Below are 20520 nucleotides of genomic sequence, written 5' to 3'. Positions count from 1 at the left end.
TTCCGGGGTGGCGCGCCCGGCTCGTTGTCCCCCCGGCTAGCGTTTCGCCTCGCTCCGGCCCCTTCCGCGTCGGCCTGGTCTGCCGCGCGCCCCACTCCACTCACCTCGTCGCCCCCCACGTCCCGAAATCCGGGAGCCCGCGACCGCCAGTCAGGACAGCAGTAGATCTTGGTAGGAAACGGCCCCTATAGGGGCCATTTCCTACCAAGATCTCCGAGCCGAGCCGAGCCGAGTGACGCCGGCAAGCTGGGCGCGAGCCGGGCGGACACGGGGGGAAATCCGATGGCGGGGCGGGGGAGCGGGGTTGCAGGATGAGCGGGTGATCGAGGCGTACCCGAAGCAGGCTCCTGTCCGTGCGGCCACCGCCGCGCGTCGACAGCGTGACCTGCCGGCCGCCTCGACCGGTCGCCCGCCCTCGTGACCAGCGCGTTCCTCGCCGGGCTGGTCGCCGGCTACGGCGTCGCCATCCCGGTCGGCGCGATCGCGATCCTCATTCTCGGGCTGAGCGCCCGCGCCGGGTTCCGGGTCGGGGCGGCCGCGGCGCTGGCCGTGGCCACCGCCGACGGGCTCTACGCCGCGGCCGCCGCGCTCGGCGGCGCCGGGCTGGCCGGTTTCCTGGCCCCGGCCGCCGGGCCGCTGCGGGTGGTCGCGGCGCTGGTGCTGCTCGGCATCGCCGCGCACGGCCTGTGGCGGGCCTGGTCCGCGCGGCGGGAGGTGGCGAGGGCCCCGGTCGGGCGCGGGCTGCACACGCCGACCCGGGCGTACGCGGCGGTGCTCGGTCTGACCCTGCTCAACCCGGCGACGGTGCTCTACTTCGCCGCGCTGGTGCTGGGCCGCCGTGATGCCGCCGACCCGGACCCGGCAGCCGCCGCGCTGTTCGTCGCCGGGGCGTTCCTGGCCTCGGCGAGCTGGCAGCTGCTGGTCGCCGGCGGCGGTTCCGTGGTGGGGCGCGCGTTGTCCGGTCCCCGTGGTCGCCTGGTCACCGGGCTGGTCTCCAGCGCCCTGATCGCCGCCCTCGCGGTCACCACGCTGCGGCCCGGCTGACTAGCCTGTGGAGGGCGAGGAGGTGTGCGATGGGGGGCACCCGAGTTCTGACCGCGGGATTCGCGCTGGTGCTCGGCCTGCTCGTGGCCTGTGACGACGGGCGCGGCCGGGGCGACGCCCGGGTCGACGACGTCGCTGTGGACTGGTCGACCCCGGTGACGACCGTGTCCGCTCTCACCGGACACACGGTGGCGCTGCGCACCGGCGCGCCGGGCTGCTGGCGGGTCAGTGAGGTCCGGTCCGACGGCACGGAGACGGGAGCGGTCAGCGCGTGCCACGGCCTGCCCGCGACGGCGGCCTCCCGCGTGCTGGGCGTCGTCGTGGTGGTCACCGGCTGTTCGGGCGCGCCTTCCGTGGCGGTCGGGGACGCCGCTCGGCGGACGGTTGTCGAGGACGTCTCCGACGGCATCTTCCTGGTGCCGCCCGGTCTGCTCCCGGCGGACGCGCCCGCGCTCACGTACGCCTGCCGCACCGCCACCGGTGAGGACGGGCCGTGGGTGACGGTGGACGTCGCCGGCTGAGTTCCACCGCTGGGTAGGGTCGGTGCCATGAGCAGCCGACCCGCAGCCGGAGGTGGCCGGTGGGTGGAGGTCGACCCGGCCCGCGTCGTGCGCTGGGTCGAGGGCTTCGCCGAGCGGCACGGGCCGCCCACCACCACCGCCCTGGGGTACGGGTTGCTGCTCACCGCCCCGGACGGGGCCACCGCCGAGCTGCACACCCCGCCCGGCGCGCGCCCCGCGCCGGACCTGGCGGCGTTCGCCGGAGTGGCCGCCGCGCCCCGCCGGCTCGGGCTGCTGCTGGCCCGCAAGGGCGCGGTGGCGGTCGGGGTGGCCGACGGCACCGAGCTGGTGGTCTCCAAGGTGGACACCCGCTACGTGCAGGGGCGCACCGCCGCGGGGGGCTGGTCCCAGCAGCGGTTCGCCCGGCGGCGGGACAACCAGGCGAAGGCGGCGTTGGGCGACGCGGCCGATCTCGCCGTACGCCTGCTGTTGCCGGCGGTCGGGACGCTCGCGGCGTTGGTGTGCGGCGGTGACCGGCGGGCGGTGGACACGGTGCTGGCCGACCGGCGGCTGGCGCCGCTCGCGGCGCTGCGGGCGGAGCGGCTGCTCGACGTGCCGGAGCCCCGCCACGCGGTGCTGGTCGCGGCCGTCTCCGCCGCCCGGGCGGTCCACATCCTGGTCCGCTGAACGGGAAAGATCGCATCAAGTGCGGTCAATCGACGTCACCAGCGGTGCATCGAACGACGACGATGCATAGGGTCGGTGTCGTGACGTGGCGGGTCTCCGGGCGACCCGCCAGGGCAGCGTCACCTCCGCCAGTCAGGCACCGACATCGTTGGGAGACAGGAACTTCATGAGCGGATATCGAAACGCCCGGTGGCGCCACCGTGCGACGCGGCTCCTCGCCGCCGTGGCGGCGATGTGCGCCGCGGGCGTCATGTTCACGGCGGGCCCGGCCGCCGCGGGTGCCGGCACCGCCGCGTCGGCCGCGCCGACGGTCACCACCGTCACCGCGGGCGGCGCGCACACGTGTGCGATCGGCGCCGACGGGGGCCTGTGGTGCTGGGGCTCGAACTACGCCGGCCAGCTCGGTGACGGGACCACCACGAACCGGGGCGCACCGGCGCGGGTCGACACCGCCACCTGGGCCGCCGTCGACGGTGGCTCCGGCCACACCTGCGGGATCCGGACCGACGGCACGCTGTGGTGCTGGGGCTCGAACTTCCGGGGCCAGCTCGGTGACGGGACCACCACCAGCCGGAGCGCGCCGGTGCGGGTCGGCACCGCCACCACCTGGGCCCGGGTCAGCGCCGGCCCGCAGCACACCTGCGCCGTGCGGACCGACGGCACGCTCTGGTGCTGGGGCTTCAACCGGACCTCGCAGCTGGGCGTCGGCACCTCGCCGTGGGTCGCGAACACCCCGCTGCAGGTCGGCACCGCGACCACCTGGGCGAGCGTCTCGACCGGCTTCGGGCACACCTGTGGCGTCCGCACCGACGGCACGCTCTGGTGCTGGGGTCTCAGCTCGGACGGGCAGCTCGGCCTCGGCTTCCTGGGCTCCCAGACGACGCCCGCGCAGGTCGGCGCCGCGACCACCTGGACCGGCGTCACCGCCGGGTACGCACACACCTGCGGCATCCGGTCCGGCGCGCTGTGGTGCTGGGGCGAGAACGGGTACGGGCAGCTGGGCGTGAGCGGCACCTTCCAGACCGCGCCGGTCCAGGTCGGCACGACCACCACCTGGAGCACGGTCGCGGCGAGCGGCGACGCGACGTGCGCGTCCCGCGCCGACGGCAGCCTGTGGTGCTGGGGCAAGAACACGACCGGTCAGGTGGGCGACGGCACCACCACCCACCGGTCCGCACCGACCCGCGTCGGTGACGCCACCACCTGGACCGGCGGCCTCGCGGTGGCCGACCACGCGTGCGGGATCCGTACCGACGGCGGCCTGTGGTGCTGGGGCGACAACAGCGGCGGGCAGCTGGGCGACGGGACCACCGTCGAGCGGTCCACCCCGGCGCAGGTGGCAGTGCCGGCCTGACCGGTCGGGGCACGAGCCGGGCCGCCGCCCGCCCGCTGTCGAGGTCAGCGGTGCGGGCCGGCGGCCCGGGCGTGGAGCCGGTCAGGCGTCCGGCGTCACTGGCTGGAGCCGAAGGTGTCGCAGGACTTCGGGTCACCGGTGGAGAAGCCCTTGGTGAACCACTGCTTGCGCTGCTCGGACGAGCCGTGGGTGAACTCGTCCGGGTTCACCGGCCGACCCGAACGCTGCTGGATGGCGTCGTCGCCGATCTTCTCGGCGGTGTCGATCGCCTGCTGGATGTCCTGGTCGGTGATGCTCTTGAAGATCTTCTGGCCGCCCTCGTCGGCGGTGCCGGTGGCGTTCTTCGCCCAGGCGCCGGCGTAGCAGTCGGCCTGCAGCTCCAGCTTGACCGACAGCGCGTTGGCGTTCTGCGGGTCGCGCTGCTGCTGGCGGCGCATCTGCGCCTCGGTGCCGAGCAGGTCCTGCACGTGGTGGCCGTACTCGTGGGCCAGCACGTACGGCTGGGCGAACTCGCCCTCGGCGCCGAGCTGGTCGGCGAGCAGCCGGTAGAACGTGAGGTCGATGTAGACCAGGTCGTCGGCGGGGCAGTAGAACGGGCCCACCCCGGAGTCGGCGGCGCCGCAGCCGGTACTGACGTTCTGGCTGAAGAAGACCGTCTTGGACGGCTGGTACTGCTCGCCGAAGACCTCCGGCATGGCGGTGCGCCAGTAGGCCTGGATCGAGTTGACGTACAGCGTGTTGCGGCAGTCGAGCTGCTTCAGCGCGTCCTCGGCCGAGCACTTCTGCTCCAGGGAGGTGTTGTCGCCCTGCTCGGAGCCGCCGCCGTTGGTGGCGGCGTTCAGGCCGAAGCCGCCGCCCACCAGGGCGACCAGTACGGCGATGATGATGCCCACGATCCCGCCCCGGCCGCCGCCGCCGGGGATCGGGATGCCCATCCCGCCGCCTCCGCCGCCGGACCCTCGCCGGTCGTCCACCTGACTGGTGTCGACCCGCGCGTTCTCATTCAGCTCCATGTTGACCCCGATCACCGATGTGTCCGTGTGTGGTGGTTGCGGTACCGGACCGGGTCCGGACGGCGGATTCGGTACCCGATGATCTTGCCCGGTAATCCGACGGAGTGGGCACCGGCCGCCCGGTACACTTGGCCCCGTGCTGCGCTGCGAAGGCTGAACGGCCCCGCGCCGACGGGAAATCACCACCCGCCGGCGCTTTCGCGTGCCCTGAGTCAGCCCTTCCGGACCCGAGAGCGAGTACTCCGAAATGATCACTGCCACCGGCCTGGAACTGCGCGCCGGTTCCCGGATCCTGCTGTCCGACACCACCCTGCGCGTGCAGCCGGGCGACCGGATCGGCCTGGTCGGCCGCAACGGCGCCGGCAAGACGACCACCCTCAAGGTGCTCGCGGGGGAGGGGCAGCCGTACGCCGGGCAGATCGACCGGCGCAGCGCCATCGGCTACCTGCCGCAGGACCCCCGTACCGGCGACCTCGACGTCACCGGCCGCGACCGGGTGCTCTCCGCGCGCGGGCTGGACGTCCTCATGGCGCAGATGAAGGAGCTGGAGAACAAGCTCGCCGAGGGCGCCGACGACGAGCGGTTGGTCCGCCGCTACGGCGCGCTGGAGGACCAGTTCGCCTCTCTCGGCGGCTACGCGGCCGAGGCCGAGGCGGCCCGGATCTGCGCCAACCTCGGCCTGCCCGACCGTGCCCTGGCGCAGACCATCGGCACGCTCTCCGGCGGTCAGCGCCGCCGCATCGAGCTGGCCCGGATCCTGTTCCGCGACGCCGGCGAGAACGGCGGCGGCATCCTGCTGCTCGACGAGCCCACCAACCACCTCGACGCCGACTCGATCACCTGGCTGCGCGGCTTCCTCGCCAACCACAAGGGCGGCCTGATCGTGATCTCCCACGACGGGTCGCTGCTGGAGTCCGTGGTCAACAAGGTGTGGTTCCTGGACGCCACCCGGTCCGTGGTCGACACCTACAACCTCGGCTGGAAGGCGTACCTGGAGGCGCGCGAGACCGACGAGCGGCGCCGCCGCCGGGAGCGGGCCAACGCGGAGAAGAAGGCCGGCGCGCTGATGGCGCAGGCGGACAAGATGCGGGCCAAGGCCACGAAGACCGTCGCCGCGCAGAACATGGCCCGCCGGGCCGAGAAGCTGATCTCCGGGCTGGAGGAGGTACGCCACGCCGACAAGGTGGCCAAGGTCCGGTTCCCCAACCCGGCGCCGTGCGGCAAGACGCCGCTGACCGCCACCGGCCTGTCCAAGTCGTACGGGTCGTTGGAGATCTTCACCGACGTGAACGTGGCGGTGGACCGGGGTTCCCGGGTGGCCATCCTCGGCCTCAACGGCGCCGGCAAGACCACCCTGCTGCGGATGCTCGGCGGCCTGCTGGAGTCGGACACCGGCGAGGTGCGCCCCGGGCACGGGCTGCGGCTGGGCTACTACGCCCAGGAGCACGAGACGCTGGACGTGGACCGGACGATCCTGGAGCACATGCGCAGCGCGGCCTCGGACCAGACCGACACCGACCTGCGGAAGATCCTCGGTGCGTTCCTGTTCTCCGGCGAGGACGTGGACAAGCCGGCGGGTGTCCTCTCCGGCGGGGAGAAGACCCGGCTGGCGCTGGCCACGCTGGTCTGCTCGGGCGCCAACGTGCTGCTGCTCGACGAGCCGACGAACAACCTCGACCCGGTCAGCCGGGAGCAGGTGCTCGACGCCATCGCCCGCTACCCGGGCGCGATCGTGCTGGTCACCCACGATCCGGGCGCGGTCACCGCGCTCAAGCCGGACCGCGCCATCCTGCTGCCCGACGGCGACGAGGACGCCTGGTCCGACGACCTGCTGGAACTGGTCGAGCTGGCCTGAGCCCCCGCCACGTCCGTTCCGCTCGGGGTCGGTACGGATCAGCCGGTCGGAAGGATCACTCTATCGGGAAGCTGACATTGCGTAGCGTGTCGGTTGGCGAATAGTTGATATCTGGCGCATGATCGTCCGAGGCGGTCTAATAGGTGGGACCGTATCCGAACCGCACAGTCTGGGACGTGAGGAATCAGCATGGCAGCCACCGGCACAGCCACCAGCACTGAGAAGGGTCGCCGGATCGTCGGGGCCGAGCGTCAGACGCTCGCCAAAGACCTGGTAAAGCGGTACACCGGCGGAGAGAGCATCCGTGCTCTGGCGGCCTCGACCGGCCGTTCCTACGGGTTCATCCACCGGGTGCTCACCGAGTCCGGGGTGCAGCTGCGGCAGCGCGGCGGCGCCCGGCGCCGCAAGAAGGCGTGACCCGCCCCCCAGCGTCGTCCATCAGCGCCGCGCTCCGGGTGGTCCGGTGACCGCCGAGACGACCGGAGTGCGACTCGACTGCGACGGGCCGGTCGCGACGGTGACGTTGTGCCGGCCCGACGTTCTCAACGCCCAGACCCCGGCGATGTGGCGCGCGATGAGCGACTTCTCCCGGGACCTGCCCGGCGACGTCCGCGTCGTCGTCGTACGCGGGGAGGGCCGGGCGTTCTCCGCGGGCCTGGACCTGGCGGTCGCCGGCGCCACCGGGCCCGGTTCCTTCGCCGAGCTGGCCACGCTGTCCGAGGCGGAGTGCGCCGACCGGATCGCCGACTACCAGGGCGGCTTCACCTGGCTGCACCGGCCGGACGTCATCTCGATCGCCGCCGTGCAGGGCCACGCCATCGGCGCGGGCTTCCAGCTCGCCCTCGCCTGCGACCTGCGCGTGCTCGCCGCCGACGCCAAGCTGTCCATGGCCGAGGTGACCCTCGGTCTGGTCCCCGACCTGGCCGGCACCCGCCGCCTGGTCGAGCTGGTCGGCTATTCCCGCGCGCTGGAGATCTGCGCCACCGGCCGCCGGATGGACGCCGCCGAGGCGGACCGGATCGGCCTGGCCACCCTGGTGGTGCCCAACGACGAGCTGGACGCCGCCGTCCGCGACCTGTCGGCCGGGCTGCTGGCCAACAACCGGGACGCGATCGTGGAGATCAAGGCGTTGCTCGCCGGCGCGGTCGGACGCTCGCACGCCGAGCAGCAGCGGGCCGAGCGGGAGGCGCAGACGCGGCGGATCCGGGACCTGGCCGGGCGGGGCGAATAGTAAGGACCGTTCGGGAAGATCCGGGTTACTCGCGAGGTTGTCACAGGCGTCGGGAGAATTGAACCCGACGGTTCATGCTGCCCGACGACCCGGAGGTGACGGATGTCCAACCACATGGCCGGCGGCGGCATGGGCGGCTGGAGCATGCTCCGGTCGCTGCGCAACCGCGACGAGGTCTCCGCCCACCAGCTCAAGCGCGGCACCGCCCGGCGGATCGTCGCCTTCGCCGGGCCCTACCGGCGCGACATCGTCGTCTTCCTGCTCACCGTGATCGTGGCCGCCGTGATCGGCGTGGCCACCCCGCTGCTCGCCGGTGACGTCATCGACGCGATCGCCGGCGGCGGCCCGGCCGCCCAGTCCACCGTCGTCCGGCTCGCCCTGATCATCGCCGTGCTGGCCGTGGCCGACGCGCTCTTCTCCCTGGCCCAGCGGTGGTATTCCGCCCGCATCGGCGAGGGCATCATCCTCGACCTGCGCACCCGGGTCTACGACCACGTCCAACGGATGCCGTTGCAGTTCTTCACCCGCACCCAGACCGGTGCGCTGGTCAGTCGGCTCAACAACGACGTGCTCGGCGCCCAGCGGGCGTTCACCTCGACGCTGTCCGGGGTGGTCAGCAACGTCATCCAGCTCGTGCTCACGGCCGGGGCGATGCTCGTGCTGTCCTGGCAGATCACCGTGCTGGCGCTGGTGCTGCTGCCGATCTTCATCATTCCGGCCCGCCGGGTCGGCCGGCGGCTGGCCGAGATCACCCGCGAGTCCTACAACCTCGACGCCAAGATGAACGCCACCATGACCGAGCGGTTCGGCGTCGCGGGGGCCCTGCTGGTCAAGCTGTTCGGCGCGCCCGAGGTGGAGGCCGACCGGTTCGCCCGCCGGGCCGAACGGGTCCGTGACATCGGCATCCAGTCCGCGATGTACTCGCGCACGTTCTTCGTGGCGATGCTGCTGGTGGCCTCGCTGGCCCAGGCGCTGACCTACGGTGTGGGCGGCTGGCTCGCGGTCGCCGGCGCGGTCAGCGCGGGCACCGTCGTCAAGCTGGCCCTGCTGCTCACCCGTCTCTACGGTCCACTCACCGCGCTGTCCAACGTCCGGGTCGACGTGATGAGCGCGTTGGTCTCCTTCGACCGCGTCTTCGAGGTGCTCGACCTGCGCCCCGGCATCGAGGAGAAGCCGGATGCGGTGCCGGTCCCGCCCCGCAACGGTCGGGTCGAGTTCCGCGACGTGCGCTTCCGCTACCCGACCGCCGCCGAGGTGTCACTGGCCTCGCTGGAGGAGGTCACCACGCTCGACCGCACGGTCAACGAGCCGGTGCTCAAGGGCGTCTCGTTCGCCGTCGAGCCGGGGCAGATGGTGGCCCTGGTCGGCCCGTCCGGCGCCGGCAAGTCGACGCTGTCCATGCTGATCTCCCGGATCTACGACGTCACCGACGGCCAGGTGCTGGTCGGCGGCGTCGACGTGCGCGACGCGACGCTCGCCTCGCTGCGCGACGAGATCGGTGTGGTGACGCAGGATTCGCACCTGTTCCACGAGACGATCCGGGAGAACCTGCGCTACGCCAAGCCCGACGCCACCGACGACGAGATCTGGGCGGCCCTTGCCGGCGCGCAGGTCGCCGACCTGGTGCGGGCGCTGCCCGACGGGCTCGACACCACCGTCGGCGAGCGGGGCTACCGCTTCTCCGGCGGCGAGAAGCAGCGCATCGCGATCGCCCGCCTGCTGCTGAAGGCCCCGTCGATCGTGATCCTCGACGAGGCCACCGCGCACCTCGACTCGGAGAGCGAGGCGGCGGTGCAGCGGGCCCTGTCGGTGGCGCTGACCGGGCGCACCGCGCTGGTGATCGCGCACCGGCTCTCCACCGTGCGCGACGCCGACCAGATCCTGGTGCTCGACGAGGGGCGCATCGTCGAGCGTGGCCGGCACGACGAGCTGGTGGCGGTCGGCGGTCTCTACGCCGAGCTCTACCGCACCCAGTTCGCGGTCGCCGACTCGCCGGCGCCCTACGCCGAGCCGGAGCAGCCCGAGCCGGTGGTGACCACGGTGCCGATGGGCACCTACGTCGCCCAGGAGAGCATGCCGCCCGCCACCGCGAACTAGTGCCGCCTCCGGCGACGTTCGCCCTGGCGACATCCTTGCCCAGACATGGGTGAAGCCCTCTGTGGTACGTTCGCCCTCGCTGTGCGCTGCTGCGCGAACTGAGGAGGTGAGACCGATCAACGCTATGACAGGTCGGGCCTCCCTCCCTCGCACGGCCTAGGGAGTGCCCGCAGAAGGCATTCCGGAAGGCTTGAACGCTATGCGCTTCACCTCTGAGACGTCGTCCGACGGTGTCTCCGAACAGCTCTTTGTCCTCGGTGAGATTCCCGGCGTGCTGTGGACGCCGGAAGGTGCCGCCGGTACTCGCCCTCTTGTCCTCATGGGACACGGCGGCGGTCAACACAAGAAGGACCCTGGCATCGTGGCCCGTGCGCGCCGCTTCGTGGCCGAGTGCGACTTCGCGGTGGCGGCCGTCGACGTGCCCGGCCACGGCGACCGGCCGAAGGTCGAGGAGTACAACCGGATCGCCACCGAGAACCAGGCTCGCGTGGATGCCGGGGAAGAGTTGGCTCCGCTGATCGCTGGTTTCCAGGCGCTCGTAGCCCGCCAGACCGTCCCGGAATGGCGGGCGGTCCTCGATGCGGTCCAGCAACTCGAGCACGTCGGTGCTGGCGCGGTGGGCTACTGGGGCGTGTCGTTGGGTTGCGGACTCGGCGTTCCATTCGTTGCCGCCGAACCCCGGGTCCGCGCGGCAGTGCTGGGCCTGGGCGGGGCGCTGGCCTCAGCCGAGGCCGCCGCGCGGATCACGGTCCCGGTGGAGTTCCTGCTGCAGTGGGACGATGAGCGGGTGCCGCAGGCCCAGGGCCTGGCGTTGTTCGACGCCTTGGCCTCAGCCGAGAAGACGCTGCACGCCAACCCGGGCAAGCACGGGGAGATCCCGGCATTCGAGCTGGACAGCACGCTACGGTTCTTCGCCCGGCACCTCCGCTGATACCGCCACCCGCAGCCCGCGACGCGCCGATCGGGATCAGCTCCCGATCGGCGCGTTCAGCGAACACTGGTCGGCGTGGCCGACCACGTCCAGGTTCGGGAGATCGACGACGAGGGGCAGCGCCTGCTGCGGATCGACCGCAGCGGCCCCGGGTCGGTGGTGACGTGACGGCGGGCCCAGATGGTGCTGCCCTGCGCGCAGGGCATGCGGGACAACCCCGGGTGGGCGACCGGGCCGCCGCCAACGACGTCGAGCCGGCGTACACCCCGACCAAACAGCTCTTGGCTCAACCGCATCGAGGCCCGGTTCACCGCACTGGCTGCCGTCGGACCGTCCGCTTCGCGGGCTTGACCCTGACGCAGCGTCAACCGCTCATGCTGAGCGTCATGAGCAACCAGACGGAACGCCCCGCCGTTGAGGTCCGGGGCCTGGAGAAGTCGTTCGCGCAGGTCACGGTGCTGCGCGGCGTGGACTTCGACGTGGCGCCGGGCAGCATCTTCGCGCTGCTCGGCTCGAACGGGGCGGGCAAGACCACGCTGGTGAGGATCCTCGCCACGCTGCTGCGGGCCGACGCGGGGACCGCCCGGGTCAACGGCTTCGACGTCGGGACGCGAGCCGCCGACGTACGGGAGTCCATCAGTCTCACCGGGCAGTTCGCCGCGGTCGACGAGGTCCTCACCGGGCGGGAGAACCTGGTCCTGGTCGCCCGGCTGCGACACCTCAGGGAACCCGGCGCGATCGCGGACGACCTGCTGCGGCGTTTCGCGCTGACCGAGGCGGGCGCGCGGAGGGTGGCGACGTACTCCGGTGGGATGCGCCGCCGTCTGGACATCGCGATGAGTCTCATCGGGGATCCACCGGTCATCTTCCTCGACGAGCCGACGACCGGGTTGGACCCCGAGGCCCGCATCGAGGTGTGGCAGGCGGTCAAGGACCTGGCGGCGCGGGGCACCACGGTGCTGCTCACCACGCAGTACCTCGACGAGGCCGAGCAACTCGCCGACCGGGTCGCGATCCTCCACGAGGGCCGGATCATCGTCGACGGCACCGTGCCCGAACTCAAGCGGCTCCTCCCACCCACCGAGGTCCGGTACGTCGAGAAGCAGCCGACCCTCGAGGACGTCTTCCTCGCCCTGGTCGGTGCCGACGCCCAGGGGGCACAGCGATGAACAGGCACGTGCTCGGTGACACCGCCGTTCTCCTGGGACGGTCGCTGCGCCACATCGCCCGCAGCCCGGACACGATCATCACGACCGCGATCATGCCGATCGCCTTCATGCTGCTGTTCGTCTACGTCTTCGGCGGCGCGATCGACACCGGCACCGACTCGTACGTGAACTACCTGCTGCCCGGCATCCTGCTCATCACGATCGCGTCGGGCATCTCGTACACCGCGTTCCGGATCTTCCTCGACCTGCGGGGCGGTCTCGTGGACCGGTTCCGGTCCATGCCGATCGCACGGTCGGCCATCCTGTGGGCGCACGTCCTGACCTCGCTGGTCGCGAACCTGGTCTCGATCGCGGTGGTCGTCCTCGTCGCCCTGGTGATGGGCTTCCGCACCGGGGCGGATGTGCGGGGGTGGCTCGCGGTCGCCGGCATCCTGGCCCTGTTCACCCTGGCGCTGACCTGGCTCGCCGTGCTGCCCGGCCTGGCCGCGAAATCCGTGGACGGTGCGAGCGCGTTCTCCTACCCGCTGATCCTCCTGCCGTTCGTCAGCTCGGCGTTCGTGCCGACCGACACCATGCCCGCCCCGGTCCGCACGTTCGCCGAGAACCAGCCGGTGACCTCCATCGTCGACACGATCCGGGCCCTGTTCGACCAACGGCCGGTAGGCTCCGGCATCTGGACCGCCCTCGCCTGGTGCGTCGGCCTCCTGCTCGTGGCCTACGTGTCCGCCACCGTCTCCTACCGTCGGCGGACCTCCTGAGTCGAGGCGACGGGGCCGGGCACGTCGAGGGCAGGATCAGAGCATGTTGACGATCGGGCAACTCGCGGCGTACGCCGGCGTCACGGTGCGGACGGTGCGGCACTACCACCAGGTCGGGCTGCTGCCCGAGCCGGAACGGGACGCTTCCGGCTACCGGCGGTACGGCCCGACGGCGGTGGTGTCGCTCATCAAGATCCGCACGCTCGCCAGTGCCGGGGTGCCGCTGTCGGAGGTCGGCCGGCTGCTCGACGCCGACGAGCCGACATTCACCGAAGGGATCCACCGGATCGACAGCCACCTCCGCGACCAGATCGAACGGCTCGAAACCAGCCGCCGGCAGATCGCCCGACTCGCCGCCGGGGACGCGCTGGCACTCCCGGCGGAGGTGACCGCCTATCTCGATCGGCTGCGGGAGATCGGAGTGTCGGAGCGGGTGCTGAAGGGCGAGCGGGACGGGTGGATCCTGCTCGCGGCCCGCTGGCCCGATCGCGTCCGCGAGTTCATCCCCGGCAAGATCGCGCAGCTGGACGACCCGCACGTCGTCCGGCTCTACCGGATCCTGTCGGAGGTCTTCGACGGTGACGGGGACGGCGACGATCCGCGGTTGGCGGAGGCCGCCGACGTCATGGCCTGCCTGGCCGAGCAGGCCGACACCGGCGGCGAGGTCCACGCCGACTACGAGGACATGCCGCACGATCTCCTGGACGCGCTCGCCGTCGAATCCGATCCGCGCGTGCGGCGTCTGGTGGAGCTGATGCGCGAGCGCGGCTGGTCCGGCTGGAACCGCATGGAACGGCTGGCATAGTCGCCGTTCCCGGCTATCCGCCGGCGACCGCGGCGCGCAGCTCGCCGAAGGCGGCGCCGAGCGTCTCCGGGGTGAAGTGGGCGTTCAGCCCGCTCGGGTTGGGCAGCACCCAGAGCCGGGCGGGCCCGAGCGGTTCCGGCTGCGGCCCGAACCCGGCCTTCGGCCGGACGAACCCGATCCGGTACGCGGTCACCCCGACCACCGCCACCCAGCGTGGCCGGTAGCGCTCGACCTTCGCGGTCAGCGCGCGGGCGCCGTCGACCAGCTCATCGGCGGTCAGCTCGTCGGCGCGGGCGCTGGCCCGGGCCACCATGTTCGTGATGCCCAGTCCCAGGGCGGGCAGCGTGTCCTGCTCGCTGGGGTGCAGTTGGCGCGGGGTGAAGCCGCCGCGGTGCAGCGCCGGCCAGAACCGGTTGCCGGGGCGGGCGAAGTGCCAGCCGGTGGCCGCCGACCACAGGCCGGGGTTGATGCCGACGAAGAGCACGTCCAGCCCGGGCGCGATCACGTCGGGCAGCAGCCGGTCGGCCGCGGCGGCGAGCTGTTCCCGGCTGGGTCGGGGGTGGCGCCGGGCCGGCGTGCCCGGACCGGGCGCGGGTTCCGGCCGGCCGCCGGCCGGACGGCGTCGATCGCTCACCGAACCGCCCCCACCGGTCGCGAGGCCACCCCGGACGCCCTCACAGGCCGCGCAGGGCGCCGCCGTCGACCGGGACGCTCACCCCGGTGACGTAGCCGGCGGCGGGGGAGAGCAGGAACGCGGCCACCCGGCCGAACTCGGCCGGGTCGCCGATGCGGCGCAGCGGGATCGCCGCCTCGGCCTCGGCGCGGGCCCGGTCGGCGTTGCCGGCGGCGGCCAGCAGCTCCCGGTTGCGGTCCGTCATGATCCGCCCCGGCAGCAGGCTGAACACCCGCACGCCGCGTGGGCCGTACTCGTCGGCCATGTCCTTGGCCACGCCGGCCAGGCCGGGCCGCAGGCCGTTGGAGATGCCGAGGCCGGGCAGCGGGCCCCGGACCGAGGTGGAGAGCACCAGCCCGATCGCGCCGCCGTCGCCGAGCGCGCCGGCCACCGTGCGCGCGACCCGGACGCTGCCCAGGAAGACCGTCTCGAAGGACTCCCGCCACTGCGCGTCGGTGATCTCGGCGGCGGTGCCCCGGGGCGGGCCGCCGACCGAGACCAGCGCGCCGTCGAGCCGGCCGAAGTGCTCCCGGGCCGCCGCGACGAGCCGCTCCGGGGTGCCCGGGTCGGTGAGGTCGGCGGTCAGCCCGATCGCCCGCTCCGGGTCACCGAGCGCGTCGATCGCGGCGGCCACCCGTTCCGGGGCGCGAGCGGAGATCACCACGCGGGCGCCGTCGGCGACGAGCTGTTCGGCGGTGGCGAAGCCGAGGCCGCCGGAGGCGCCGGTGAGCACGTACACCCGGTCGGCGAGTCCGAGATCCATGCCTGCGATCCTGCCGTACCGCAGGGCGCGTGTCAGCGCGGGGCGGCTCGCAGCAGGCGTACCCGGCCGGCGAGCTGGGCGGCGACGGCGCCGCCGGCCCGGGCGACGGCCGGGAGGCGGCGGGGCCGGGGCGCGGTGCGGCCGTCGTAGCGGCTGGCCGCCTCGCGCGCGGCCAGCTCCTCCGCGCCGAGCGGCGGCAGGGCGCCCCGGTCGCGCAGCTCGCGGGCCACGTCCCAGCCGTCGCGCAGCGAGCCGTTGGTGGGCCGGCCGTCCGCCCAGCCGGTGAACGTGGCCGGCCAGTCGGCGCCGAGGCCGGCGGCGAGCAACGGCCAGTGCCGGGCCACGTCGCCGGCCCGCTTGCGCAGCAGCGCCCGGCGCGCGGCGTCGACCGGCGTCGGGGCGAAGCCGGGCGGCAGCGGCCCGCCCGCGACCAGCGCCGCCACCAGCTCGGCCTGTCGGGCCGCCAGGTCGCCGCTCACGTGACCACCGGATACCCGGAGGCGGTGGCGAGCGCGTCCAGCTCGCCGCGCAGCTCGGCGGCGGGCGGGTAGTGGCCGTCGCGTTCCAGCAGCAGCGCCGGCGGGCGGCGTCGGGCGCACAGCTCACGGACCAGGTCGAGCACCTCGGCGGGGACCGGGTCGGTGTGCGTGTCGTGGTAGAAGCCGCCGGCCTCGGCGCCGCCGGCCACGTGCACGTAGGCGATCCGGTCCAGCGGCAGCCGGTCGAGCAGGGCGGTCGGGTCGCCGGCCCGGTTGCGGGCGTTGGCGTGCACGTTGGCGACGTCGAGCAGCAGCAGCGCGTCGGTGGCGGCGAGGATCTCGGTGAGGAAGTCGGCCTCGTCCAGCTCGTCGTCGGGCCAGTCGAAGAGCGCCGCGATCGGCTCCAGCGCCAGCGGCACCGGCAGCTCCGCCTGCGCCCGCCGCACGTTGGCCACCACCGCGGCCACCGCCTCCCGGCTGCGCGGCAGCGGCAGCAGGTGTCCGGCCTCCAACCCGCCGGCGCGCACGAACGCGATGTGCTCGCTGACCAGCGGCGCCTCCAGCGCCGCCGCCACCCGGGCCAGGTGCGCCACCCGGGCCGGGTCGACGGGTTCCGCGCCGCCGAGGGACAGCCGCACCCCGTGCGGTACGACGGTGACGCCGCGTTCGCGCAGCTCGGCCAGGCCGGCCGGGAGCGGACCGGTCGGGGCGACCGCCTCCGCGACCACCTCGACGAAGCGCAGCCCCGGCAGCCCGGCGACGAAGCCGGCGATCTCGGGACGCCAGCCGATGCCGACCCCGGACGGGCCGCTCATCCGCCGCACCCCCCACCGCCGCCGCAACCCCCGCCGCCACCGCAGGAGCTGCCGCCGGAGCAGGAGGAGCCGCCCCCGGAGCAGGAGCTGCCGCCGCCGCACGAGGTGCCCGTGCTGCCCGCCGAGCCCATCGCCTGTCGCTGGATCTCGGCCTGCTCGGCGAAGCCCGGGTCCATCGTCCAGAGCGTGGCGGTGCCGAACAGGGCCACGCCCAGGGCCGCGTCCGACGGGCCGTACGTCGCGTACGCCGGTGCGGCGGCGGGCCGCAGCCAGGCGTGCCGGCGACGCAGGTCGCGCAGCGCGGCGGTGGCCGCCCGGGTGCGCCAGGGCACGCGGTTGAACAGAAGGAACGCGATGAACAGCGGGACCAGGGCGAGCATCAGGAAGCCGGCGGGCCGGCTGTGGGAGAGCCCGACGAAGGCGCGCAGGAAGCCGATCGCGAGCAGGACGCCGATCAGCACGGCGCCGCGCCGCAGTGCCCGGCGTCGGTCCGGGTCCAGGGCCAGGCCCCGGCGGACCAGGCCGTCGCGCAGCTCGTCGAGCGCGCGCCGGACCCACTCGTCGCGAGCCAGCTCGCGGGTGCGCAGGCCACGGGTGGCGGCGTGGTGGACGGCCTGGTCGAGCGGGGTGACGCCGGCCGGCAGCGGCCCACCGGGGGCGAGCCGCCGGTCCGGGTGCGCGCCAACCGCGCCGGCCCGGCGCAGCCCGCCGAGCGAGGTCCAGATCGCGAGCTGGTCGCCGCCGTTGAGGTACGCGACCTGCTGCGGTCCGAGCGCGCCGTGGTCGGTGACCGGGGTGCCGGCGAGCGCCCGGAACCGGTACACCGCCGTGCCCACGACCAGGACGACGGCGGCCACGAGGTACCAGCGCAGGAAGACGGGACCGGGAATGCCCCAGGTGTCGGCCGCGAGGACGGTCATGGGCTGCTCCTGTCGCGAGGGGGTCGCGGCTCATTGTGGAGCAGGAGCGCCAGTGTCGATCTCCGCGGAGGGCCGAGTTACCGGACCGAGACTTAGTGCCGGCGGACGGCCTCCTCGACCAGGTCGAGCACCCGGCTCAGGTCGCCGGCCGGGCGGCCCATCGCCAGGTGCAGCACCAGCCCGTCGTAGGCCAGCTCCAGGAACTGGGCCAGCACGTCGATCGGCACGTCGTCGCGGAGCACGCCGGCCTCGCGCTGGCGGAGCAGGCGTTCCCGGGTCGCCTCGGCGATGGCGGCCGAGCGTTCCGCCCAGCGCCGGGCGAAGGCCGGGTCGGTGCGCAGGCGGCGGGAGACCTCCAACTGGCTGCCGAGCCAGCCGGTGGTGTCCGGGGAGACGGCCCGGGCGAGCAGGTCGCGCATCACCTGGACCAGGCCGTTGCGCGCGACGGTCTCGACCATGGCGGCGGCGTCGTCCTCGGCCACGGCGAGGAAGAGCGAGTCCTTGTCCCGGAAGTGGTGGAAGATCGCGCCCCGGGACAGGCCGGTGGCCTCCTCCAGCCGTCGCACGGTCGCGCCCTCGTAGCCGTGCCGGGCGAAACACGCCCGCGCGGCGCCCAGGATCTCCTGTCGGCGCGCGTCGAGCTGGTCCTGACTTACTCTGGGCACGGGAACGATCGTCGCAGGTGGAGACGGTCGACGCAAACCGTACGTACGGCTTGGGAGAGGGTTCGCTAACATCCCGGTCGTGTCGCTCCCCTCCCGTCCGCTGACCGTCGCCGCCGTGCAGGCCGAACCCGTGCCCGGCGACGTCGCCGGCAACGCCCGCACCGCCGCGCGCCTGGTCGGGCGCGCCGGCGCCCGCGTCGTGGTGCTGCCGGAGCTGTTCCTGCCGGCGTACCACCCGCCGACGCTTGGCGCCGACTCGGCCGGGACGGACGTGGCCGCCGACCCCGACGGCCGGGTCGACGACCCGAGGCTGGACCCGCTGCGTGACGCCGCCCGGGAGGCGGGAGCCGCGGTGGTGATCGGGGCGGCGGTCCGGCAGCCCGACCGACGGCGCACCATCTCGTCGCTGGTGGTGGACCCGACCGGCGCGGTCACCGTCGGGTACGACAAGCAGCAGCTCTGGAGCGGCGAGCGCGAGCTGTTCGACGCCGGCCGGCGGGGCGCCACGCTGGTGGTCGAGCAGTGGCGGTTCGGCCTGGGCATCTGCTACGACGGCTGCTTCCCGGAGCACGGCCGGGCCGCGGCGGGCGACGGCGCGCACGGCTACCTCTGCCCGAGCGGCTACCTGGCCGGCTCCGCGCACCGCCGCGACCTCTACTACGCCGCCCGCGCGCTGGACAACACGATGTACGTGGTCTTCGCCAACGCGGTCGGCGGCGCCGATCCCTGGCGGTTCAACGGTGGCGCGGCGGTCTACGACCCGGAGGGCCGACCGCTGGCCCGGGGCGCGGACACCGGCGAGGACGTGCTGGTGGCCACGCTGGACCCGGAGGCTCTGGCGGCCACCCGCGCGGCCCACACCATGCTGCTCGACCGGCCCGCCGACGGCGGCGACCCGCGGGCGTCACTCGTCGCCTGAGCGCGCGGGGGGACCCTCGGCCCTGTCGGTGCTCCGACCCTTCCCGTAGGGTGCCCAAGTGCCGTTGCTCCTGCTCGATCTGGACAACACCCTGCTGGACCGCGACGGGCCGTTCCGCTCCTGGGGAGAACGCTTCCTGGAGGGCATCGGCGCGCCGCCCACCGACCTCGACTGGCTGGTCTCCGTCGACGCGGACGGGCTGACCAACCGCTGGGACGTGGCCGACGCCATCCGTGACCGCTACCGCCTGCGCATCCCCTCGATCGACCTGGTCGACGAGCTGCACGACGGGGTGGGGGCGCTCATGCGGCTGGACCCGTTGGTGGCGTGCGCGTTGCGGATCGCCGCCGACGCCGGCTGGGTGCCGGTCGTGGTCACCAACGGCACCGCCCGGCAGGACGACACCAAGATTCGCAAGACCGGTCTGGACCGCTACGTCGCCGACTGGGTGATCTCCGAGGAGGCCGGCGTCAGCAAGCCGAACCCGCGCATCTTCGCGCTCGCCGCGCAGCGGGCCCGGATGCCGCTGCGCGGCGCGTGGGTGATCGGCGACAGTCCGGAGGCGGACATCGGCGGCGCGACCGCGGTGGGCCTGCCCAGCGTCTGGCTGCACCGGGGGCGTCGCTGGTCGGACACCCGGTTCGCGCCGACCCGGGTCGAGGACGGGCTGATCCCGGCCGTGGCCGCCGTGCTGGCGGGCTGAGCGCGGCGGGGTCGAAAACCGGTTGCGCCGTCCGGCGCGGCGCACGAGCATGGTGCCGCGCGAGGGCGCAGCCGGGTGTCGCCCGGTCGAGGAGAGGAGGTCGGTCATGGCCGTCTTTGCAGGGTCGTTCCACCTGCCTCCACCAGCCTCGATCGAAGGACAGATCCACCCGTGCGCGATCACGACATCCCGGCGCCGCAGCGCCGTGGCCGCGGCAAGAGCCGCTTCGACGACGACGAGCCCGATTTCCTGAAGCGGGGGCGGCACGCCCCGCCGACCCTCACCGACCCCGACGCCGAGCCCGACGCGGAGGACAGCTGGTCCTCCTGGGACCAGGCGGTCCACGGCCCCGAGCCGCATCCCGACTGGCTGGTCACCGAGCTGGCCGCCCGGGACACCGAACTCGGGGTGCTGAAGACCGGCAAGGAGGCGGACGTCCACCTGGTCCGCCGTGCCGTGCCGGACACCGACCGTGCCTGTCTGCTGGCGGTCAAGCGCTACCGCGACGCCCAGCACCGGCTCTTCCACCGCGACGCCGGCTACCTGGAGGGCCGCCGGGTCCGCCGGTCGCGGGAGATGCGGGCGATGGCCGGCCGCACCGCGTTCGGCCGGCAGATGATCGCCGGGCAGTGGGCGGCGGCCGAGTTCGCCGCGCTGTCCCGGCTGTGGGAGATCGGCGCCGCCTCCGGGCGGATCGCCGTGCCCTATCCCGTCCAGCTGCTCGGCACCGAGCTGATGCTGGAGTTCGTCGGCGACGCCGAGGCGGGGGAGGCCGCGCCCCGGCTGGCCCAGGTCCGACCCACCGACGACGGGCTGCGCGACCTGTGGGAGCAGCTGGTCGAGGCCCTGCTGGTGCTGGCCCGGGCCGGGTACGCCCACGGCGACCTGTCGCCGTACAACCTCCTGGTGCACGCGGGCCGGCTGGTCATGATCGATCTGCCGCAGGTGGTCGACGTGGTGGCCAATCCGCAGGGGGCCGAGTTCCTGGCCCGCGACGTGCGGGTGGTGGCCGCCTGGTTCACCGCCCGCGGACTGCCCGCCGCCGACACCGACCCGGTGGCGCTGACCGAGGTGCTGCTCCGGGAGGCGGGGATCCGCTGACCACCGGGTGTCCCGGGCGGGAGTCGTCCCGCCCGGGA

22 protein-coding genes are annotated in these 20520 nt (G+C 73.7%); 15 read left to right on the top strand and 7 right to left on the bottom strand.

All coding sequences use genetic code 11. The features are described from left to right. Window positions 1-417 precede the first annotated feature (417 nt). The 4 genes from ACN27B_RS31025 to ACN27B_RS31010 all read left to right on the top strand — a co-directional run bounded on the left by ACN27B_RS31025 (window position 418) and on the right by ACN27B_RS31010 (window position 3585). Window positions 418-1044, top strand: a complete 627-nt coding sequence (locus ACN27B_RS31025; RefSeq protein ID WP_099164394.1) for a LysE family transporter — start codon at window positions 418-420, stop codon at window positions 1042-1044. Between the two features lie 29 nt (window positions 1045-1073). Further along, window positions 1074-1565: a hypothetical protein gene (locus tag ACN27B_RS31020; protein WP_422742885.1), complete on the top strand. Its 492-nt coding sequence runs from the start codon at window positions 1074-1076 to the stop codon at window positions 1563-1565. Between the two features lie 27 nt (window positions 1566-1592). Further along, on the top strand, window positions 1593-2231 hold the full coding sequence (locus ACN27B_RS31015; RefSeq protein ID WP_099164396.1) for an acVLRF1 family peptidyl-tRNA hydrolase: 639 nt from the start codon (window positions 1593-1595) through the stop codon (window positions 2229-2231). A gap of 166 nt (window positions 2232-2397) precedes the next feature. Next, window positions 2398-3585: an RCC1 domain-containing protein gene (locus ACN27B_RS31010; protein ID WP_422742883.1), complete on the top strand. Its 1188-nt coding sequence runs from the start codon at window positions 2398-2400 to the stop codon at window positions 3583-3585. Between the two features lie 95 nt (window positions 3586-3680). Here the strand turns inward: ACN27B_RS31010 and ypfJ are convergent, their stop codons facing one another. Beyond that, window positions 3681-4598, bottom strand: coding sequence for a KPN_02809 family neutral zinc metallopeptidase (gene ypfJ / locus ACN27B_RS31005; RefSeq protein ID WP_091577241.1), 918 nt, complete (start codon window positions 4596-4598; stop codon window positions 3681-3683). A gap of 247 nt (window positions 4599-4845) precedes the next feature. Between ypfJ and ACN27B_RS31000 the strand changes: the two genes are divergently transcribed. The 8 genes from ACN27B_RS31000 to ACN27B_RS30965 all read left to right on the top strand — a co-directional run bounded on the left by ACN27B_RS31000 (window position 4846) and on the right by ACN27B_RS30965 (window position 13444). Then, the gene (locus ACN27B_RS31000) at window positions 4846-6453 is read left to right on the top strand and encodes an ABC-F family ATP-binding cassette domain-containing protein (protein WP_098748201.1); all 1608 of its coding nucleotides are present in this window, start codon (window positions 4846-4848) and stop codon (window positions 6451-6453) included. 189 nt (window positions 6454-6642) lie between these two features. After that, window positions 6643-6870: a helix-turn-helix domain-containing protein gene (locus tag ACN27B_RS30995; RefSeq protein WP_007072022.1), complete on the top strand. Its 228-nt coding sequence runs from the start codon at window positions 6643-6645 to the stop codon at window positions 6868-6870. A 46-nt stretch (window positions 6871-6916) separates the two neighbouring features. After that, the gene (locus tag ACN27B_RS30990; protein ID WP_091573423.1) at window positions 6917-7684 is read left to right on the top strand and encodes an enoyl-CoA hydratase/isomerase family protein; all 768 of its coding nucleotides are present in this window, start codon (window positions 6917-6919) and stop codon (window positions 7682-7684) included. A 114-nt stretch (window positions 7685-7798) separates the two neighbouring features. After that, window positions 7799-9781, top strand: coding sequence for an ABC transporter ATP-binding protein (locus ACN27B_RS30985; protein WP_281594101.1), 1983 nt, complete (start codon window positions 7799-7801; stop codon window positions 9779-9781). A gap of 199 nt (window positions 9782-9980) precedes the next feature. Beyond that, window positions 9981-10712, top strand: coding sequence for a dienelactone hydrolase family protein (locus ACN27B_RS30980; protein WP_422742878.1), 732 nt, complete (start codon window positions 9981-9983; stop codon window positions 10710-10712). 374 nt (window positions 10713-11086) lie between these two features. Further along, on the top strand, window positions 11087-11881 hold the full coding sequence (locus tag ACN27B_RS30975; protein ID WP_396824684.1) for an ABC transporter ATP-binding protein: 795 nt from the start codon (window positions 11087-11089) through the stop codon (window positions 11879-11881). Further along, window positions 11878-12639, top strand: a complete 762-nt coding sequence (locus ACN27B_RS30970) for an ABC transporter permease (protein WP_422742876.1) — start codon at window positions 11878-11880, stop codon at window positions 12637-12639. The genes ACN27B_RS30975 and ACN27B_RS30970 overlap by 4 nt, the downstream gene beginning before the upstream one ends. Window positions 12640-12682: 43 nt before the next feature. Then, on the top strand, window positions 12683-13444 hold the full coding sequence (locus ACN27B_RS30965) for a MerR family transcriptional regulator (RefSeq protein WP_396824686.1): 762 nt from the start codon (window positions 12683-12685) through the stop codon (window positions 13442-13444). A gap of 13 nt (window positions 13445-13457) precedes the next feature. Here the strand turns inward: ACN27B_RS30965 and mug are convergent, their stop codons facing one another. The 6 genes from mug to ACN27B_RS30935 all read right to left on the bottom strand — a co-directional run bounded on the left by mug (window position 13458) and on the right by ACN27B_RS30935 (window position 17759). Next, window positions 13458-14078, bottom strand: a complete 621-nt coding sequence (mug, locus tag ACN27B_RS30960; RefSeq protein ID WP_396824687.1) for a G/U mismatch-specific DNA glycosylase — start codon at window positions 14076-14078, stop codon at window positions 13458-13460. A 40-nt stretch (window positions 14079-14118) separates the two neighbouring features. Further along, window positions 14119-14880, bottom strand: a complete 762-nt coding sequence (locus ACN27B_RS30955; protein WP_422742873.1) for an SDR family oxidoreductase — start codon at window positions 14878-14880, stop codon at window positions 14119-14121. 32 nt (window positions 14881-14912) lie between these two features. Then, window positions 14913-15359 (bottom strand): hypothetical protein, encoded by a 447-nt coding sequence (locus ACN27B_RS30950; protein WP_422742871.1) that lies wholly within the window; start codon window positions 15357-15359, stop codon window positions 14913-14915. Beyond that, window positions 15356-16174 carry a DUF692 domain-containing protein gene (locus tag ACN27B_RS30945; protein WP_422742869.1) on the bottom strand — a complete coding sequence of 273 codons (819 nt, stop codon included), beginning with the start codon at window positions 16172-16174 and terminating at the stop codon, window positions 15356-15358. The genes ACN27B_RS30950 and ACN27B_RS30945 overlap by 4 nt, the downstream gene beginning before the upstream one ends. Further along, complete coding sequence (locus ACN27B_RS30940) at window positions 16171-17094, bottom strand: TIGR04222 domain-containing membrane protein (protein WP_422742867.1); 924 nt, start codon at window positions 17092-17094, stop codon at window positions 16171-16173. Before ACN27B_RS30940 ends, ACN27B_RS30945 begins: the two co-directional genes overlap by 4 nt. 92 nt (window positions 17095-17186) lie before the next feature. Further along, entirely contained in the window at window positions 17187-17759 is a 573-nt protein-coding gene (locus ACN27B_RS30935) for a TetR/AcrR family transcriptional regulator (RefSeq protein ID WP_091573431.1), read from the bottom strand. 79 nt (window positions 17760-17838) lie between these two features. Between ACN27B_RS30935 and ACN27B_RS30930 the strand changes: the two genes are divergently transcribed. From ACN27B_RS30930 to ACN27B_RS30920, 3 genes are all read left to right on the top strand, one after another. Then, entirely contained in the window at window positions 17839-18678 is an 840-nt protein-coding gene (locus tag ACN27B_RS30930; protein WP_422742865.1) for a carbon-nitrogen hydrolase family protein, read from the top strand. A gap of 58 nt (window positions 18679-18736) precedes the next feature. Continuing rightward, window positions 18737-19381: an HAD family hydrolase gene (locus ACN27B_RS30925; protein WP_099164407.1), complete on the top strand. Its 645-nt coding sequence runs from the start codon at window positions 18737-18739 to the stop codon at window positions 19379-19381. A gap of 171 nt (window positions 19382-19552) precedes the next feature. Next, window positions 19553-20482, top strand: a complete 930-nt coding sequence (locus ACN27B_RS30920) for a serine protein kinase RIO (protein WP_099164408.1) — start codon at window positions 19553-19555, stop codon at window positions 20480-20482. Window positions 20483-20520: the final 38 nt, after the last annotated feature.

The sequence above is a fragment of the Micromonospora sp. WMMD754 genome (assembly GCF_049315235.1).
GTDB lineage: Bacteria > Actinomycetota > Actinomycetes > Mycobacteriales > Micromonosporaceae > Micromonospora > Micromonospora sediminicola.
The sequence above is the reverse complement of the archived record's forward strand: the minus strand, read 5'-3'. Positions and strand labels throughout refer to the sequence as shown.

Coding starts and splice junctions, on each gene's coding strand:
- ACN27B_RS30980 (WP_422742878.1), top strand. CDS start 9,981: ATGCGCTTCACCTCTGAGACGTCGTCCGACGGTGTCTCCGAACAGCTC.
- ACN27B_RS30940 (WP_422742867.1), bottom strand. CDS start 17,094: ATGACCGTCCTCGCGGCCGACACCTGGGGCATTCCCGGTCCCGTCTTC.
- ACN27B_RS31020 (WP_422742885.1), top strand. CDS start 1,074: ATGGGGGGCACCCGAGTTCTGACCGCGGGATTCGCGCTGGTGCTCGGC.
- ACN27B_RS30955 (WP_422742873.1), bottom strand. CDS start 14,880: ATGGATCTCGGACTCGCCGACCGGGTGTACGTGCTCACCGGCGCCTCC.
- ACN27B_RS30985 (WP_281594101.1), top strand. CDS start 7,799: ATGGCCGGCGGCGGCATGGGCGGCTGGAGCATGCTCCGGTCGCTGCGC.
- ACN27B_RS30945 (WP_422742869.1), bottom strand. CDS start 16,174: ATGAGCGGCCCGTCCGGGGTCGGCATCGGCTGGCGTCCCGAGATCGCC.
- ACN27B_RS30995 (WP_007072022.1), top strand. CDS start 6,643: ATGGCAGCCACCGGCACAGCCACCAGCACTGAGAAGGGTCGCCGGATC.
- ACN27B_RS30975 (WP_396824684.1), top strand. CDS start 11,087: ATGCTGAGCGTCATGAGCAACCAGACGGAACGCCCCGCCGTTGAGGTC.
- ACN27B_RS31010 (WP_422742883.1), top strand. CDS start 2,398: ATGAGCGGATATCGAAACGCCCGGTGGCGCCACCGTGCGACGCGGCTC.
- ACN27B_RS31015 (WP_099164396.1), top strand. CDS start 1,593: ATGAGCAGCCGACCCGCAGCCGGAGGTGGCCGGTGGGTGGAGGTCGAC.
- ACN27B_RS31000 (WP_098748201.1), top strand. CDS start 4,846: ATGATCACTGCCACCGGCCTGGAACTGCGCGCCGGTTCCCGGATCCTG.
- ACN27B_RS30970 (WP_422742876.1), top strand. CDS start 11,878: ATGAACAGGCACGTGCTCGGTGACACCGCCGTTCTCCTGGGACGGTCG.
- ACN27B_RS30965 (WP_396824686.1), top strand. CDS start 12,683: ATGTTGACGATCGGGCAACTCGCGGCGTACGCCGGCGTCACGGTGCGG.
- ypfJ (WP_091577241.1), bottom strand. CDS start 4,598: ATGGAGCTGAATGAGAACGCGCGGGTCGACACCAGTCAGGTGGACGAC.